Source organism: Paraburkholderia sp. PGU19, assembly GCF_013426915.1.
Lineage (GTDB): Bacteria > Pseudomonadota > Gammaproteobacteria > Burkholderiales > Burkholderiaceae > Paraburkholderia.
Genome location: NZ_AP023182.1, coordinates 356,282 through 372,266 on the forward strand (window position 1 = coordinate 356,282; position 15,985 = coordinate 372,266).

Sequence of the window (15,985 nt, forward strand, 5' to 3'; positions counted from 1 at the left end):
ACGATCACTCAACGTGGAGAAAACCATGAATCGACGTCAATTGCTGCAACTGGGCCTCGCAGCCGGGCCCGCCATCTTGCTGTCCCGTTCCGTCCGGGCAGCCGACGCCGAACTGGTGGTCGGCTCCAACGTGGGCGCCCCGCCGTTCGCGTTCAAACAGGGCGATACCTATTCCGGTTTCGACGTCGAGGTCTGGAGCGAAGTCGCGAAGGGATTGAACCGGAAATGGCGCCTGCAACCGATGGAATTCGGCGCGCTGATCCCGGCGCTGCAGACGCACAATCTCGACGTGATCGTCTCGCAGCTGTTCATCAAGCCGGAGCGGCAACAGGTGATCGATTTTTCGACGCCGTACTACAAAAGCGGTCTGATCGCGTTGACCCGCATTGACAACACCAGCATCCGCACCCCAGCCGATCTCGCTGGTAAGCGCATCGGCACCGAGACGGGCACGGTCGCGGTCAACTACATCAAGGATCACATCAAGGACGCCACGCTGGAGCAACTGCCTAGCATCAATAACGCGCTGCTCGCGCTGGAAGCAGGCCGCACCGATGTCGTCGTCTATGACAAGCCGCAACTGCTCTACTACGCCTACACCGCCGGGAAAAACAAGGTCCGGGTCATCCTGCCCGCTCTGGAGGGTCTCGACGTCGGCATGGGCTTTCAGAAAGGCAGCCCGCTCGTTGCAGCGGCTAACGTTCAGCTCGCTGCGATGAAGGCGGATGGACGGCTCGCCGCGCTCAACCGTAAATGGTTCGGCGAGGCGTCGTCATGAACTTCGATTGGGCGGCCCTCATTGCTGCATTGCCGGACCTGCTGCAAGGACTTCGGCTGACCCTACTGATCGCGCTGACGGGACTGGCGGGCGGCGTCGCGCTCGGTGTCATCGCGGGCGTGACGCTGACCTACGGCGGTCAGGCCGCAGCGTTTCCGGCACAGATGTACGTCGCCTTGATTCGCGGCACGCCAATCGTGGTCCAGGTCATGTTCGTGTACTTCGCGCTGCCGATCATGATGGACATCCGCATCAGCGCTACCAGCGCCGCCATCATCACGTTGATCGTCAATTCCGGCGCCTACAACGCGGAGATTATCCGTGGCGCGCTCCAGGCCGTGCCGGGCGGATTGCGTGAGGCTGGCATGGCGATGGGGCTGCCATTTCATACCACGCTGGCTCACGTCATTGCACCCATCGCATTCAGACGCGCGCTGCCGGCAATGGGCAACCAGTTCGTCAATCTGGTCAAGGACACCTCGATCTTTCTCGTCATCGGCGTGGGCGAACTGACGCGCAGAGGACAGGAAATCATGGCCGAGAATTTTCGGGCAGTTGAGATCTGGACTGCCGTGGCGGTCATCTATCTGCTCGTCATCAGCCTGCTTGCACTCGGCCTGCGAGTGCTCGAACGGAGAGTACGCCTGCCATGAGCATGATCGAATTCAAGCAAGCCTCGAAGCGTTTCGGCCAGTACGTCGTTCTGCATCCGCTTGACCTCAGGATCGAACGCGGTGAAGTCGCCGTCATAGTCGGCCCGTCCGGCTCCGGCAAATCGACGCTGCTTCGGTGTATCAACGGGCTCGAGACGATCAGCTCCGGCGATCTGCGCGTCGACGATATCAGCGTGCTGGGTTCGGCTCGCGACGTCCGGCGTATCAGGCTCGAAGCAGGCATGGTGTTCCAGCAGTTCAATCTGTTTCCAAACCTGACGGCGATGCAGAACGTCATGTTCGGGCCGATCCGCGCGCGCCACCAGACAAAAGCCGAGGCACGCGACATCGCGAGCGCGCTGCTGGAGAAGGTCGGCCTCTCGCAGCGGATGCATCACTATCCGTCGCAGCTTTCCGGCGGCCAGCAGCAACGTGTGGCCATCGCGCGAGCGCTTGCCGTGCAGCCCAAGCTGATGCTCTTCGATGAACCCACTTCGGCGCTCGATCCCGAGTTGCGGCAAGAAGTGCTCAAAGTCATGCAGACGCTCGCCTGCGAGGGCATGACGATGGTCGTCGTGACGCACGAAATGGGCTTCGCACAGCGCGTGGGCTCGCGCCTGCTCTTCATGGAGGCCGGCCGTGTTGTGCACGACGGCAAGCCCGTTGAGATGTTGTCCACGCCACCTGGCGAGCGCTTTCGCGAGTTCCTTCAACATGTTCATTAACGTCCGTGCAAATCACACCAGCACGCCACAGGAGTCTGCAGTCAAGATGAATCCGTCACGTTTTGAAAGCGACTACGGCTTTCGCCGCGACAATGTCCGGCACGACAACTGGCGTGAAGCACCATGGAATGTCTGGGCCTTTCGCCATGTCCACGAAATCATCCCGACGGCACGAATTCCTGCCACGTCGGGCCTTCCTGAAGAACCCGTGGTCAGTCCCGACGCGCTGATGGAACTTCAGTTCGTAGTCCATGGCGAACGCCGATCGGTTGCGCAGATCCTGCGGCAGACCTCCACTGATGCGATCACCGTGATGCGAACCGGACGTTTCGTCGCCGATTTTCATGCGCCGCACTTCACGCTGCAAAGCCGCCATATCCTGTTCTCGGCGAGCAAGTCCGTCGCTGGCCTGCTTGCGGGCATGCTGGTCGGAGACGGTTGTCTGGACCCTGAAGCGCCCGTGGCGCAATACGTTCCCGAACTCGCACGCTCGGCCTTCGGCGATGCGCGCGTCAGACACGTGCTGGATATGCGGACCAGCCTCGCGTTCAACGAGGACTATCTCGATCCGAATGGTATCTATGCGCGCTACAGGCGGGCAGGGCTGCTGGACCCGCGCCGCGAAGGCGAACCGGTAGAGACCGTGATCGATCTGCTCGCCTCCCTGCCCAAAGGTGCAGGCCAGCATGGCGGCCCGTTCCATTATTGTTCGCCCAACTCGGACGTGCTCGGTCTCGTGATCGAGCGAGCCTCCGGCCAGCGCTATGCAGACTTCGCAGCGACCCGTCTGTGGCAACCGCTAGGATTGCGGCACGACGGTTGCGTCACGGTGGACATCGCCGGCACTGCACGCTCCGGCGGCGGCTTATGTATGACCGTGCGCGATCTGGCGAGGATCGGCGAGCTGGTGCGTCTGGGCGGCGAGATCAACGGGCGCCGGCTAATACCGGCGGACTGGATGACCGATACGCTCACTGGCGGCAGCGCAGAAGCATGGCGACAAGGCAATTTCTCGAGCTGGCTGCCGAACGGCAAATACCGCAACAAGTGGTATCAGGTGGGCAATGCCAGCGGCGCGTGCTTTGCGATTGGTATTCATGGCCAGTGGCTCTATGTCGATCCGCGACGCGAGACCGTGATCGCTAAATTTTCGTCGCAACCCCTACCGACTAACGACGAAGTGAAGCTGCTGAATCTCGCATTGTTCGAAGCGATTGCGGCAATGGGATGAGGCACTTGTGGTTGTTGGGCACTATTGATGCGCTGCCTTTCACTGTGTAGGCGAACCTTACCGATACATCTGATCGTAAGTCGCCACCGGCGGCACCAGCGAATGCGTTCCCGGACCCTGAGCCGCCTTTCGAGCGCACACCAAGTCAACGGCGGGTTCTGGAGCACAGCGGCCGTCCGGCTATCCTCGGCGGGCTTCTCATACAGCGCCGGACCCCAGCGTGATGCCATCGCATCGCCCGTGCAATGGTCATGGGTCTCAACCACTTGCTACGTCGAGTCAGGGCGACTGAAGTCTGCCCGGCCGACTTGACGATCACCGTCATGCACTCGTCTGTCCCGGCTTCGCGCGGTAAGTGCCCGCTCCAGTCGCCCGATTCGTTCGCAATGGTCGCGACACGAATCGCTAACGCGTTGTGCGGCGTGCCCTCGGTTGCGTCGCAACGCCGTATGACAGCGCTGCATCGACAAACCCTCGCACGCAAGGCGAATGCTCGCGAATACGATATGCGACTGCAAGTTCGACATGCTCGTCAAAGTCGCTCAATGGTTTGAACACGACGCCGGGTTGAGCGAATCCGCAAATGGACTGCGGCACGAGTGCCACGCCGTAGCCCGCGGAAGCCATGCTCACCGCAGTAATGAAATCGTTGACCCTGTACTCCGGCTGTGCATCGAACCCACCGACTCGACCGAGCCTGGCAAGGTCTTCGGCGAAACCTGCCGCCTCGTTGAACTGCGGCGCAATGAATGGCAGCTCGCGCAACTGCGAGGCCTTTACAGACTTCGCGCGTGAAAGCGGACTGTCCGCTGGCAGAGCGATCAACAGGCGCTCGCTTTGCACAACCTTCGCAGTGACCCCGTCGGGATAGTGCGCGCGTGGGCGAATAAAACCGATATCAAGAGCCCCGTCCGACAAGCGTTCCAACTGGTTCGGCGTTTCCATCGCGACGATGTGCATGCGAACATCCGGGCTTGCCGCTCGGAATGCTCTGAGTGTGTCCGGCAACAACCCGGTTGTAACGGCCGAACCGATATATCCAAGCGCAACTTGACCTGCCTGACCTCTGGCGGCCAGGCGGCCGATGCGATCGGCGCGCTCCAGTTGTCTCAGCGCAGCCGTTGCTTCGACCAGAAAGATGCCGCCTGCGTTAGTCAGCGTAATCGCCGCGCGCTTGTTGCGGTTGAGCAATCTCACGCCGAGGTCGGATTCGAGCCTTTTGATTTGCTGGCTGAGCACCGACTGTGCGATTCCGAGTCGGTCGGCCGAACGCGCGAAATGCAAGTCTTCTGCCAAAGCGACGAACAGCTTGATCTGTCGGCTGTCGATCATTTTTAATCTGATTTCTCGAATAAAAATTCATTTTATACGGGTTTAACCAATCAGAGACAAGGAGTCCAATAGCAACACTTTCTTCCTGATGGACACCTTCATGAGCACCGTCACAACAATGCCAATGGCCGCAGCGGTCGTTACGCAATCGACGTTTTCGATCGACCATCATCCACATCACGAACGTCTGCGTCATATCACGGTGCAGCGTGATGCTCTGAGAAAGTTCTTCTCATCGGTCAAAGACATCGATCTCCAGAACCTCGAGTACGTACCATTCATGCGCTTCAAGGTCGCGAGCGCGCTCGTGCAGGCGGTTGGCGACGGCTTTGCTGAGGCGCTTCGACAACTCGTGCAGGACCGCCGCACCGGGGGATTTACCATCGGCGTCCAGGACACGACTGCGGATCATGGGGATTTCGTCCGCTTCGGAACGGCGATCGGCTATCTTCTCGGACCGGCCAATCACGATGCCATGTCTGGTACGTACTACGCCCGCTTCCTTGTCAAAGACACGGACAACAGCGACTCCTATCTGCGCCAGGCATACCGTCTTTTCACATTGCACACTGACGGAACCTTCGTCGACGAGCCGACCGAGTGGCTGCTCATGATGAAGTTCGCGGAGGAGAACGCTGTCGGCGGTGAGTCGCGCTTCTTGCATATCGACGACTGGAGCGAGCGCGGCACCTTCCTCGACGACCCGCTCAGCACACGGCCGTTCCTCTACAAGGCGCCTGGCTCGAAGAACGTCAACGAGCAAGTCGAACGCCCGGTGTTCTTCCAGAGCGAATATGGTCTGGCGATGTCGTTCATCGACCAGTTCGTGCAACCCCGCTCACCCGCTGAAGCCGCCTATCTGCATGACCTGTCGGCATCGATGGAAGCGTCGTCCGCGACACGCGAAGTACCGCTCCCCACCGGCGATCTCGTGGTCCTCAACAACTATTTCTGGCTGCACGGCCGGGCGCCGTTTCAGAAGCATCCGGCGCTACATCGCGAACTGATGCGCCAACGTGGAGTGTTCTCGAAATGACCACCATTCAGCATCACCGAGGCTACGACGCCGACGTGCTGATCGTGGGCGGCGGCATCGTCGGCGTCTCGACGGCCATGCAACTCATCGAGCGGCATCCGGGAATAAGCGTACTGCTACTCGAGAAGGAGGCTACGCTCGCCGCTCATCAGTCCAGTCACAACAGCGGCGTGATTCACGCGGGCGTGTATTACGCACCGGGAAGCCTCAAGGCCGATTTTTGCAGACGCGGCGCAGCAGCGACCTACGCGTTCGCCCGTCGTCACAACGTGCAGGTCGAGCAATGTGGCAAGCTGATCGTCGCGACCAACGACGTCGAAGTCGAAAGGCTCAATGCGCTGTACACGCGTTGTCAGCAGAACCAGCTCGAACCGCAGATGCTCGACGAAGCGGCGCTGCGAGAACTGGAGCCACGCATTGCGGGACGGGCGGCAATCCGGGTGGCAACCAGCGGCATTGCAGACTATCGGGGCATGACGGAGACAATGGCGCGGCTCGCCCGGGACGGAGGCGTGCAGATCGCCCTGAATCAGCGCGTGGAGGCACTCCACGAAGACGAAAACGGCATTACCGCGGAAACGTCGAATGGCCGCTTCCGGACAAGGCATGCCATCGTTTGCGCTGGCTTGATGGCGGACCGCCTCGCGAAGATGTGCAAAGTCGATCTCGACTTCCGTATCGTGCCGTTTCGCGGCGAATACTACCGTTTGCCAACGTCCAAAAATGACATAGTCAAGCATCTGGTCTATCCAGTGCCCGATCCTGCCCTGCCCTTTCTTGGCGTGCACTTGACGCGCATGATCGGAGGATATGTGACCGTGGGTCCAAACGCCGTCCTGGCGCTCGCGCGAGAGGGATACCGCTGGCGCGACGCCAATCTGAAGGATCTCGCCGGCATGGCAGCTTTCCCTGGATTCTGGAAGATGCTCGGAAAACACGGCGCATCCGGGCTCAGCGAAATGCGGAACTCGCTGTGGAAGACCGGGTACCTCGAACTGTGCCGCAAGTATTGTCCGGAGCTTGTGCTGTCTGACCTCGAACCCTATCCGTCGGGCGTGCGCGCGCAGGCTGTGATGGCCGACGGCAGCATGGTGCACGATTTCCTGATCCGCCCGTCGCAGCGCAGCCTGCACGTGTGCAACGCGCCCTCCCCGGCGGCGACTTCCTCATTGCCCATCGGCGCCTATCTCGTCGAAGCATTCGACAAGCATTTCGGTCTTGCTCCGCGCTTCCAGCCGCAATCGACCGCTCAACCATGCGGTCTGGCCGTCGGATGACGCCGCCGCCGGAAAAACGTGTTTGAAGACATTAAGCGGCATTTCGCACGTGGACGCCGGTCAGCAAGACGGCGTGCGTAACATCTGAAGGCAACACTCACGTCAACGTGGGGCGATGCCTTCACCCGTCCGCGCGTGATCAGGCAACGTAACCTGTCTACACTTAAATGCGCTCGAAGATGGCGGCAATACCCTGCCCGCCACCGATGCACATCGTAACCAGCGCGTAGCGCCCACCCAAGCGTTGCAGTTCGTGAATTGCCTTGACCGTGATGAGCGCACCCGTCGCACCGATCGGATGACCCAGCGAAATTCCAGAACCATTCGGGTTCACTTTTTCAGGGTCGAACTTCAACTCTCTGGACACCGCGCAGGCTTGTGCTGCAAAGGCTTCGTTCGACTCGATTACGTCGAGGTCGTTGGCGGTGAGCCCCGCGCGCGCCAGAGCCGCGCGAGTCGCCGGCGCGGGTCCGATGCCCATCATTTTCGGGTCTACGCCGGCGTGCGCATACGCAACCAACCGTGCCAATGGCCGCGCCCCGCGTTGCTCGGCAGTCGCACGCTCCATGAGCACCAACGCCGCCGCTGCATCGTTGATGCCCGAAGCGTTCCCTGCTGTTACCGTGCCGGCGTCGCGTTCGAATACGGGCTTGAGTCGAGTGAAGTCTTCAGGCGTGGCATTCAGACGTACGTGCTCGTCGGTGTCGAAAACCGTTGCGGCGCCTTTTCCATTCAAGGTGACGGGCAGAATCTGCTCCTTGAAATAGCCCTGCGCGATAGCGTGCGCAGCGCGACGATGCGACTCGAGCGCCAACGCGTCCTGCTCCTCTCGCGAGATGCCGAACTGCCGTGCAACGTTTTCCGCCGTTACGCCCATGTGGTACCGGTGAAATGGATCCATTAAAGAGCCGAGCAGCATATCGACAAGCTTCGCGTCGCCCATGCGTGTGCCGAACCTCGCATGAGGCGCAACGTGAGGCGCGCGACTCATATTTTCCGCCCCACCCGCGACCGCGATGTCGGTGTCGCCCAGCAGGATGCTGTGCGATGCTGAAATAACGGCCTGTAATCCAGACCCGCACAGGCGGTTCACCGTCAGTGCGGGCGCGTGTTGAGACACGCCTCCTTCGATGGCGGCCACGCGCGCCAGATACATATCCTTTGGCTCTGTGTGAATGACGTTGCCGAAAACGACATGCCCCACTTCCGCACCGTCGACAACCGCACGCGAGAGCGCCTCGCGTACGACTTTGGCACCCAGTTCAGTCGGCGCGATGTCCTTGAGGCTACCGCCAAAACTACCGACCGCAGTCCGAACACCACTTGCAACCACCACTTCGCGTTTCATATTTGTTCACCTACGCTAATCCGATCCGATTTCACCTTGTTGGAGCGGAGGTTGAGAAAAACTTGAATCAATGCGGCGCCAGATTGCGCCGCCCGCACGCGGAGGCAATTTCGTTAGCGATAGAAGGCGCGCCACCCCGCTTGTGGCGCTGAAGAGGTCTCAGCCAAGGCGCACTGCCGGTTTTCACCAGTACGCTCGACCCCGTCGAGTTTCAGCCAGGTAAAGCCACCGGCCCAACAAGTACGCCGCGAACGGCAGAATTGCCGCGAAGGGAAGCCAGCGCAACGCGACCTGAAGACCGACTGAGTCCGCAAACACACCCGTGAGAAATGGACCTGCTGCGAGACCCAATATGTTGTTGAAGAGCGTCATCGTGGCAAATGCCGAACTGTGGATAGCGGGTGATGTTGCACCCGCGACGATGGCGCTACAGGTGCCGAACGAACTGGCAAGAAAAAACACAGCGGGTACGAGGAGCGCGAGTTGCAGATTGCCCTGCGGCAAGCGAAACGCGATCTCCAGCAAGGCGCCGAGCAGCAGGCAATAGCAAATGGCCATGTTCCATCTTCTAACCGGGGAATCGCCGCTGATCCTGTCAGTTAACACGCCACACAGGAGTTGTCCCATGCCGCTCACAAGCACGAGCCCGGCCGCCACCAGGGACGCCTTGCTCACCGGCATGCCCCAGTAGCGATTGAGGTAGCTAGGCAGCCACACGAAGAGCGTGCCTTGAATGAAGATCTGAAGTGCGCAGCCGATGTACGCACACAGCACGGAGCGCGCCGGAAACAGGCCGGAGAGAAGCGCGCGAGGCGTCAGCTTTATTCGACCATACATGGGTATTCCGCCCGTATTGTCGGGATTAGCACGAGCGAGTCTTTTTTCCGTGACCAGGAGGCAATAAATGATCACGAGCACAAAGCCAAAGATCGACATCATGCCCATCGACCAGCGCCAGCCGAAGTGCGTCGCAATGAGGCCGGAAAGCGAAACACCGAGCACGGACCCGAACGCAGCGGCAGACGTGAACCCGCCAGCGATGGTAGAACGAAGATGCTTCGGAAAGACGCTCATCAGCATTGCAATGCCGACGCTTCCGTAGGCGGCCTCACCGATGCCAACAAAGATGCGGGCGATGAACATCTCGTGATAGTTGCTGGCGACTGCGCACCCAAGCGTGGCAAGACTCCACAACGCGGCCATCACGGCGATGCTTTTGACCCGGCCCCAGCGGTCCGCCACGATGGAGAACGGAAGTGTCAGTACGCCGACCGCCAACGGCACCACGCCGCTCAGCGAGCCGAGTTGCGTATCGGACATCTGCCACTGCACCTTCAGGATGGGAAACAAGGCATTGATCGCCTGCCGCGACATGTAGTCGGACAGCAACAGGCAAAACATCAATGCAAATACCACCCATGCGTAGGTCCGGGTTGCACTCGCCGCTACAGTTGGCTCAGTCGGCATTGCGTCGCTCGTATACATGTTCAATTCTGTCTCCTCCGATGATTCACAAATTCGATGTTTCCTGCTTGCCGTCAGCTACGCCGGATGCATTCTTTGTGTCACCGTGCGTGCTTCGGACCTGAATACCAGGTTCGGCATCTTGATGACTGTTGTCGTGACAGTGAAGTTGACTTGCCTGACTCCTCCACCAGGAGAGTAGTCTTCGGGAAAGTCGGCACTCACCGATCACACTGCAATCACTCGGACTCAGGATAGCACCGAGTTTTATTTTTGACGACATTAATTACGAAACTCGTCTCACTCCCAGTGCTGTACCCGGTAGCAGAACCTCGCGCGTTGGCGCAAACCCTGAGCGGGAATGACGGATGCTCCGTGTTATTCCATTTCTAATTCAATAGTGAAATAATAAGCGCACCTTTCTTGTGTTGAGGGATGTGCGATGGTTCGTCAAGCGAGTGGTGGTGAAGTTCTCGAAAGGGCGAAGCGGCTCGTGGTCGAGGCCAGGACGGTAGATGAATTGCGGCAGGCACAAGCAGTACTGTTACCGCTGGAATTCGGGCTGACGCTCGCGCAGACCGCGCAAGCGATTGGCGTGTCGGTCGGCTGGGCCTGTCAGTTGCGCCGGCGCTTCATCCTGGCGGGCGGGCTGCCTGAGGTCGACCGCCCCACGCCAGGTGGTCGCCGCCGGGAGAATATGACGCGAGAAGAAGAGGCGGCCTTTCTTGCGCCCTTCTTCGAGAAGGCCAGTGCGGGCGGCATCCTGGTGGTGGGCGAGATCAAGCAGGCGCTGGACGAACGACTTGGGCGCAAGGTTGCCCTGGCTTCCGCCTACAACCTGCTACACCGTCATGGCTGGCGCAAGCTGGCACCCGACAAGCGACACCCCCAGGCCGATGTGGCCGCCCAGGACGCCTGGAAAAAAAACTCCCCGACGTCATCCTCGAAATCGAGCGCGCGTGGCCGGGCCAAGGGGCGATCCGCCTGATGTTTCAGGACGAAGCGCGCTTCGGTCGCATCTCCGACACGCGGCGTTGCTGGTGCCCCAAACCCACTCGCCCGCTGTGTCAGGCGATGGTGACGCAGGAGTACACGTACGCTTATGCCGCCGTCTCCGTGACTGATGGCGCACTCGACTCGCTGATCCTGCCGCACGTCAATGGCGCCTGCATGCAGCTGTTTCTCGATGAGGTCTGCGCGCGTCATCCCGACGACCGAATCGTGATGGTCCTCGATGGCGCCGGGTGGCATCAGAGTGCTTCGCTCAGGCTGGCCCACAATCTGCGCCTGCTCACGCTCCCGCCGTACTCGCCTGAGCTCAATCCAGTTGAACATCTCTGGGACGATCTGCGGGAAAAGTCCTTTCACAACCGTGTCTTCGACAGCATCGACGCGCTCGAACACCATCTGTGTGACTCGCTTCGCGACCTTGAGCTGGACCATCAACGGGTTCGCTCCATCGTCGCGTGGCCTTGGATCATTAATTCACTGTTGAATTAGAAATAGAATTAGGTACCGGGATGAACTCGAAACTGGGTGTGCTTTGAATCAGTAACCGCATCAATGATCAACTGTGCGGGTGTGATCCAAGGAGGATGCACAGTCTGACAAGAGTGTATTTTCTAGTTGATGCGCCGCGTCGGGCCTGAAGAGCCGACAACCGCACTGAACACTATCGTTGTGCGAACCATTGTTGGGCGTAGCAAGGCGAGGGGCTCGAAATTTGAACGGCGTACCCAGCCTAGGCGCGAGCAGAAATTGCCGGGAATGAAACTGGATCGGTCGACAGGACTTTGCGCGCCGACTCATCTCCACGCAGGAGACGCAGCGCTCAACCAGATCAACCTCGCGGGTACGATTGCTGCGCTGTCGACGATGGAAAAATTCAAGGCGGCGCTTCGCCAGACGGGATCCTGCGCGCGCGTGACTTAGGCATGCCGGGCGCAGGGAGAACGACTCATTCCACGGAGGCGGCCGCTACTTTGGATTGAGCCGCCTTTGGAGAACGCGCGCGGCGGACGTCGGTCGCGTTTGCAGCGAGTGCGCGAATGGCCACATCCTTCGCCTCGTCCAATCGCGAGGCTGCGAGAGAAAGCAGCAGTTCGCTGTCCCGCTTGCTTGCGGCCTTCTGCAGCGCGCGCCAGTCTTTTAACGACGCGCGAATCGCTTGCGGTGCGGCCACGAATCCTAGCCGCACATAGCGCAGCGTTCGCAATGAAATAGAGTGCAGGACATCGACAAGAAGCCGGTTGTTGCACAAACTGACCGTCGCGAAATTCAGAAGGAAACTTTCCACAGCGTATGCGTCCGCCGATTCCTCAGCCGCTTTAACCAGCCTGGGCATATGCGTGTCGAACAACGCTTCGAGTTCGACAGGGCACTCGCGCGCCACCTGCTCCAGCATCGTGATGTAAAGCACGCTGCGCACACGAAATATGTCTCGAAGTTCGTCTTCGTCAGGCGCAGTTACGATTGCTCCACGCCGGGCCTGAAACTCGACGAGGCGATCGCGCTCCAGAATACGCATCGCCTCACGCACTGGAGCACGGCTGACGTGCAATACCTCGCTGATATCCTTCTCCAGCAGACGCTGCCCCGCTTTCACCAGGTCGAGCGTGATAACGCCAGCTAACCGGACGGCGATCTGCTCGGCAATCGGCGCCGACGCGTACGCCCATTCGTGTCCACGCAGGACCGCCCGCTCGACCGCCAGCATCAGTGAATTCCTGGGCGTAAGGAGCGCGGAAAGATCGGGAAGGTTTTGCGTTTTATTACGGGCCATGGCGTAGGTGGAAACGAGTTTTTGTCGAATTTAACGCTTAGACATTATAGTCTTCGGCATTGTAATGTCGACAAGAATCCGGTCGCAATCGTGAGGAACCGGTCTCCCGCCGACGACGCACCGTCACGCCGGGGCTCCCGGATCCGGGTGGCACGACACCCAGTCAGGTGCAGGCACGCACCTGACTCGCGGCAGCCGGTTAGTAAGGTATGTCACCTTCGATTCCGGCTCGCTCCATCTTACGCGGCGCCGGCCAGTAATCCATTACCGCATAGTGCTGCGTCGATCGGTTGTCCCAGACAGCAACACTATTCGGCTTCCATCGGAAACGTACCTGGTACTCGGGGATCGATGCCTGGCTTTGCAGATAGCTCAACAAAAGACTTGCGCCGGGCGTCTTGTCCAGACCGTAACGGACATTCTCAACCGTGTGGTAGTTGACGAAATGCGTGGTGAAGCTTCCGACGTAGAGAATCTTCTCGCCAGTCTCCGGGTGCGTGCGCACGACGGGATGTTCCACCTCCGGATTTTGCACCGCAAGCTTTCTTCGTTCCTCCGGATCCATTGCAGCGCCGAAGGAGTGTTCAATACTGCTCTTTGCCCGCAGGCCCGCGATGCGTTTTTTGATGTCGTCAGGCAATTGCCTATAGGCCTCGACCATGTTGACCCAGATCGTATCGCCCCCAACCTCTGGTGACTCGACGCAGCGAAGCACGGCACCCATGGACGGGTTCGGCCGCCAAAGCCCGTCCGAGTGATAGTTGTTCTCGTACGGATTCTTTGCGTCCGATCGATAGATCTGCACAAGGCCCGGGTGCTCGGGATCGCTTCCAGCCACTGGGTGGTCTTCGAGTTTGCCGAAACGGCGTGCAAAGGCGACATGTTCGGCGCGAGAAATATCCTGGTCCCGGAAGAAGAGAACCCTGTGTTTGAGCAGCAGGCCCTTGATGTCTTCGAACAGAGACGCATCTCGAGATGCGTCTCCCAAGCTCACGCCAGACACTTCGGCACCAATGCACGCGGTCAGCCTCTCCACTTTGATCATGAACGATATCTCCTTGGTATTCGATGATTGTTCCGGCAGCCCACGACGGTTTGCGCGGGACCCGCTCCACGACTCTGCGGAGCGCGACCATGGAAAATCCTGTCTGCCTGTCTTTACAAGATAGCAGCTGCCTCTATTTATGTCGACATTAATTTATCAATTTCCGGACACATTGCTTTGCGAGATGCGTCGATCGTCGCGAGCCCGGCAACCTTCGCGCGATGACACCCTTCTACAGAGCGGTGATCGCGAACGGCAGGCAAGCGCGCGAATCGAATTCAGCATTGCAAGTGCACGCTCCGCGGCGCGCGAACCGTCCGGTAAGTCGCCGCGTACATAGAACGGGCGAAGCTCTTCGATTTCAGTTAACGCGCCAAGCAATTCGCCTTCGGCGAGGGAATACTTGCGGAGCATGTTGACGACCAACATCGAGTTATGAACGATGTCCTCACTGTCCGAGGAGAGTCCGCTACGATGTAGCGTGTAGTTTGCCCAGTGCGTCCCAGCCAGCATCGCCGCCTCGATTTTCATTTCCCAGTCGACTTCACGAAGAAGCTTCAGCGAGTTCTCGATGTTTTCCGCCTTGCGCCGGTGATTCTCAGCTTTCATATTGGGTGCCCACTAACACGCGTTCGAATACAGCCATGATTCGCGCAAAGGCCTCTTCACACTCGTCAACGATCGCTTGCGTCGGCACTCGATCGCCGCGAATGCATGGGTCACGATGGTGCTCGATCGAATACAGGGCGTCTTCGAGCTGCCGGATCAGCGGCGGTATGTCCCCTTCGATTTCCGGCCAACCGACATGACTTACATCACCCGGCCCTCGCAGTTCTCGGGCGTAGCTGCCATCCGGTTGCCTGACAACGTGCACGCCGGGGATGGTTGAAAAGACAGGGTCGTCGCGGGTCAGACCGATGATGTGAAGCGCTGCATTGAATACGTTCATGCCCGCGGTCAACGTGGACCAGAACCACAATTCGAAGTCCCCCAACGGATCGAGGCGCTCGCGAAGCGCAGCCATTCGGCGCACCTTGTCGATATGAGAAACGACCTTCATGCAGGCTCCCCTCGTACGCGCACGAGTCTCTGGGCCACCACCTCGCGGTCACGCACATCTGGCCAGACTAACGTGCTTCGCTCATCAGAAGTTATGACGGATACCCATTTCAAGACCAATCTGATTCGACCCGGGAAATGGCGCGGCAGGAACGGCAGTCCCTGCGGAGACGGAGTAGATGGCTCCCTTGCCATTGTTCTTCATATACCCAACCACGCCGTATACTGCGGTACGTTTGCTGAAGTCGTAATTCACCCGGACTACACCGAGCGTGCCGTTTGCGTCGTCTCCGCTATTACCGACATGTGAAACCTGAGCATCGAAAACCCAGGCTCCATATAGCAGTGATGCGCCCAAATATTCGATATCTGTCCTGGCGGACCGGGTGTCGCCGTGAAGGAGCCGGTGTATCCAGCCAACGCCGAAGCGCACGGGCCCGGTGGTCAAATGAGCATTCAGCTGATAGCGACGGTCCGTGTCTGCGGATTTGGTAAATCCGACACCTGGCGCGCCTGGAACGACCGCGATCGGCGCGGAGCCCGGACCGCCTCGCAACTCTTCGTACGTCGCGGCAACGCCCCACGAGTTAGCGTCATATTTGAGCATCGCGGAAAGCCCGCGGCAGGCGAGAAAATCGTTTCCTGTCTGACCGGCGCAGTTCCCCGCGGCCGATGCATCCCGGCCAAAGGAATAGCTCGCTCCCACTGTAAGCCCAGCAAATCTGCCCATATAGGCCACGGAGTTATCGAAGCGATCCGACAGCAAGGCGCTGTCAAGCGAACCAACACCACCTATTCCCGCGGCGCCCATGATGTTTGCATCGATCATTCCCCACGTTTGCATGCTGTACTGGCGACCGAGCGTAAGTTGCCCCCATGCGTTGCTTAAACCAACGTAAGCCTGTCTACCGAACAGGCGATTGCTCTGCAACATCGTTCCATTCGAAGCGGCAAAGCCGCTTTCCAACGTAAAGATCGCCTTCAGGCCACCGCCCAGATCTTCCGCACCTTTCACCCCCCATCGCGAGGGTACGTCTCCGCCTCCGATGACCGGCATTCGCGCAAGCGAGCCACCCGTTGGGGTAGCGTGAGTGATGAACTCGACACCGGTATCCACGATGCCATACAGCACAACGGAACTCTGAGCGAATACCGGCGTGGACGTGATGGATGCTGCCAGTAACAACACAACTCCTGATTTCTTCACCTTGTCTCCTCTTAACTTCAGTTAAGCCTGCGAGCCGCCGGTGACTGG

17 protein-coding genes are annotated in these 15,985 nt (G+C 59.4%); 9 read left to right on the forward strand and 8 right to left on the reverse strand.

Features of this window, described 5'->3' with window-relative positions; all coding sequences use genetic code 11:
• The first annotated feature begins 25 nt into the window (after positions 1 to 25).
• Genes H1204_RS42085 through H1204_RS42100 form a run of 4 tightly spaced genes read left to right on the forward strand, consistent with a single transcriptional unit; the run spans position 26 to position 3,387 of the window.
• Complete coding sequence (locus tag H1204_RS42085; RefSeq protein WP_243469088.1) at positions 26 to 778, forward strand: transporter substrate-binding domain-containing protein; 753 nt, start codon at positions 26 to 28, stop codon at positions 776 to 778.
• Entirely contained in the window at positions 775 to 1,431 is a 657-nt protein-coding gene (gene glnP / locus H1204_RS42090; protein ID WP_180736013.1) for a glutamine ABC transporter permease GlnP, read from the forward strand. The genes H1204_RS42085 and glnP overlap by 4 nt, the downstream gene beginning before the upstream one ends.
• Entirely contained in the window at positions 1,428 to 2,156 is a 729-nt protein-coding gene (glnQ, locus tag H1204_RS42095) for a glutamine ABC transporter ATP-binding protein GlnQ (RefSeq protein ID WP_274608285.1), read from the forward strand. The genes glnP and glnQ overlap by 4 nt, the downstream gene beginning before the upstream one ends.
• Before the next feature lie 46 nt (positions 2,157 to 2,202).
• A complete protein-coding gene (locus H1204_RS42100; protein ID WP_180736014.1) occupies positions 2,203 to 3,387 on the forward strand; it encodes a serine hydrolase in 1,185 nt (394 codons plus the stop codon).
• A 405-nt stretch (positions 3,388 to 3,792) separates the two neighbouring features.
• Here H1204_RS42100 and H1204_RS42105 read toward each other — a convergent pair whose 3' ends face one another.
• Positions 3,793 to 4,719: a LysR family transcriptional regulator gene (locus tag H1204_RS42105; RefSeq protein ID WP_180736015.1), complete on the reverse strand. Its 927-nt coding sequence runs from the start codon at positions 4,717 to 4,719 to the stop codon at positions 3,793 to 3,795.
• A gap of 118 nt (positions 4,720 to 4,837) precedes the next feature.
• Between H1204_RS42105 and glaH the strand changes: the two genes are divergently transcribed.
• Together glaH and lhgO are read left to right on the forward strand one after the other, a co-directional pair.
• Positions 4,838 to 5,755 carry a glutarate dioxygenase GlaH gene (gene glaH / locus H1204_RS42110; RefSeq protein WP_180736290.1) on the forward strand — a complete coding sequence of 306 codons (918 nt, stop codon included), beginning with the start codon at positions 4,838 to 4,840 and terminating at the stop codon, positions 5,753 to 5,755.
• Positions 5,752 to 7,032, forward strand: a complete 1,281-nt coding sequence (lhgO, locus tag H1204_RS42115) for an L-2-hydroxyglutarate oxidase (protein WP_180736016.1) — start codon at positions 5,752 to 5,754, stop codon at positions 7,030 to 7,032. The genes glaH and lhgO overlap by 4 nt, the downstream gene beginning before the upstream one ends.
• A 163-nt stretch (positions 7,033 to 7,195) precedes the next feature.
• Here the strand turns inward: lhgO and bktB are convergent, their stop codons facing one another.
• Together bktB and H1204_RS42125 are read right to left on the reverse strand one after the other, a co-directional pair.
• Positions 7,196 to 8,380, reverse strand: coding sequence for a beta-ketothiolase BktB (gene bktB / locus H1204_RS42120; protein WP_180736017.1), 1,185 nt, complete (start codon positions 8,378 to 8,380; stop codon positions 7,196 to 7,198).
• Between the two features lie 183 nt (positions 8,381 to 8,563).
• Positions 8,564 to 9,769: an MFS transporter gene (locus tag H1204_RS42125; protein ID WP_274608286.1), complete on the reverse strand. Its 1,206-nt coding sequence runs from the start codon at positions 9,767 to 9,769 to the stop codon at positions 8,564 to 8,566.
• Positions 9,770 to 10,286: 517 nt separating this feature from the next.
• Between H1204_RS42125 and H1204_RS42130 the strand changes: the two genes are divergently transcribed.
• From H1204_RS42130 to H1204_RS42140, 3 genes are all read left to right on the forward strand, one after another.
• The gene (locus H1204_RS42130) at positions 10,287 to 10,832 is read left to right on the forward strand and encodes a winged helix-turn-helix domain-containing protein (protein ID WP_243468474.1); all 546 of its coding nucleotides are present in this window, start codon (positions 10,287 to 10,289) and stop codon (positions 10,830 to 10,832) included.
• Positions 10,760 to 11,344, forward strand: coding sequence for an IS630 family transposase (locus tag H1204_RS52060; RefSeq protein ID WP_243468616.1), 585 nt, complete (start codon positions 10,760 to 10,762; stop codon positions 11,342 to 11,344). The genes H1204_RS42130 and H1204_RS52060 overlap by 73 nt, the downstream gene beginning before the upstream one ends.
• A gap of 267 nt (positions 11,345 to 11,611) precedes the next feature.
• Positions 11,612 to 11,776 carry a hypothetical protein gene (locus H1204_RS42140; RefSeq protein ID WP_180736018.1) on the forward strand — a complete coding sequence of 55 codons (165 nt, stop codon included), beginning with the start codon at positions 11,612 to 11,614 and terminating at the stop codon, positions 11,774 to 11,776.
• 25 nt (positions 11,777 to 11,801) lie between these two features.
• Here H1204_RS42140 and H1204_RS42145 read toward each other — a convergent pair whose 3' ends face one another.
• From H1204_RS42145 to H1204_RS42165, 5 genes are all read right to left on the reverse strand, one after another.
• Positions 11,802 to 12,560 carry a GntR family transcriptional regulator gene (locus tag H1204_RS42145; RefSeq protein WP_318226808.1) on the reverse strand — a complete coding sequence of 253 codons (759 nt, stop codon included), beginning with the start codon at positions 12,558 to 12,560 and terminating at the stop codon, positions 11,802 to 11,804.
• A 265-nt stretch (positions 12,561 to 12,825) separates the two neighbouring features.
• The gene (locus H1204_RS42150; protein WP_180736292.1) at positions 12,826 to 13,668 is read right to left on the reverse strand and encodes a TauD/TfdA family dioxygenase; all 843 of its coding nucleotides are present in this window, start codon (positions 13,666 to 13,668) and stop codon (positions 12,826 to 12,828) included.
• Between the two features lie 159 nt (positions 13,669 to 13,827).
• Complete coding sequence (locus tag H1204_RS42155; protein ID WP_180736020.1) at positions 13,828 to 14,280, reverse strand: hypothetical protein; 453 nt, start codon at positions 14,278 to 14,280, stop codon at positions 13,828 to 13,830.
• A complete protein-coding gene (locus tag H1204_RS42160; RefSeq protein ID WP_180736021.1) occupies positions 14,270 to 14,731 on the reverse strand; it encodes a hypothetical protein in 462 nt (153 codons plus the stop codon). The genes H1204_RS42155 and H1204_RS42160 overlap by 11 nt, the downstream gene beginning before the upstream one ends.
• An 84-nt stretch (positions 14,732 to 14,815) precedes the next feature.
• Positions 14,816 to 15,937, reverse strand: a complete 1,122-nt coding sequence (locus H1204_RS42165) for a porin (protein ID WP_180736022.1) — start codon at positions 15,935 to 15,937, stop codon at positions 14,816 to 14,818.
• Between the last annotated feature and the right edge of the window lie 48 nt (positions 15,938 to 15,985).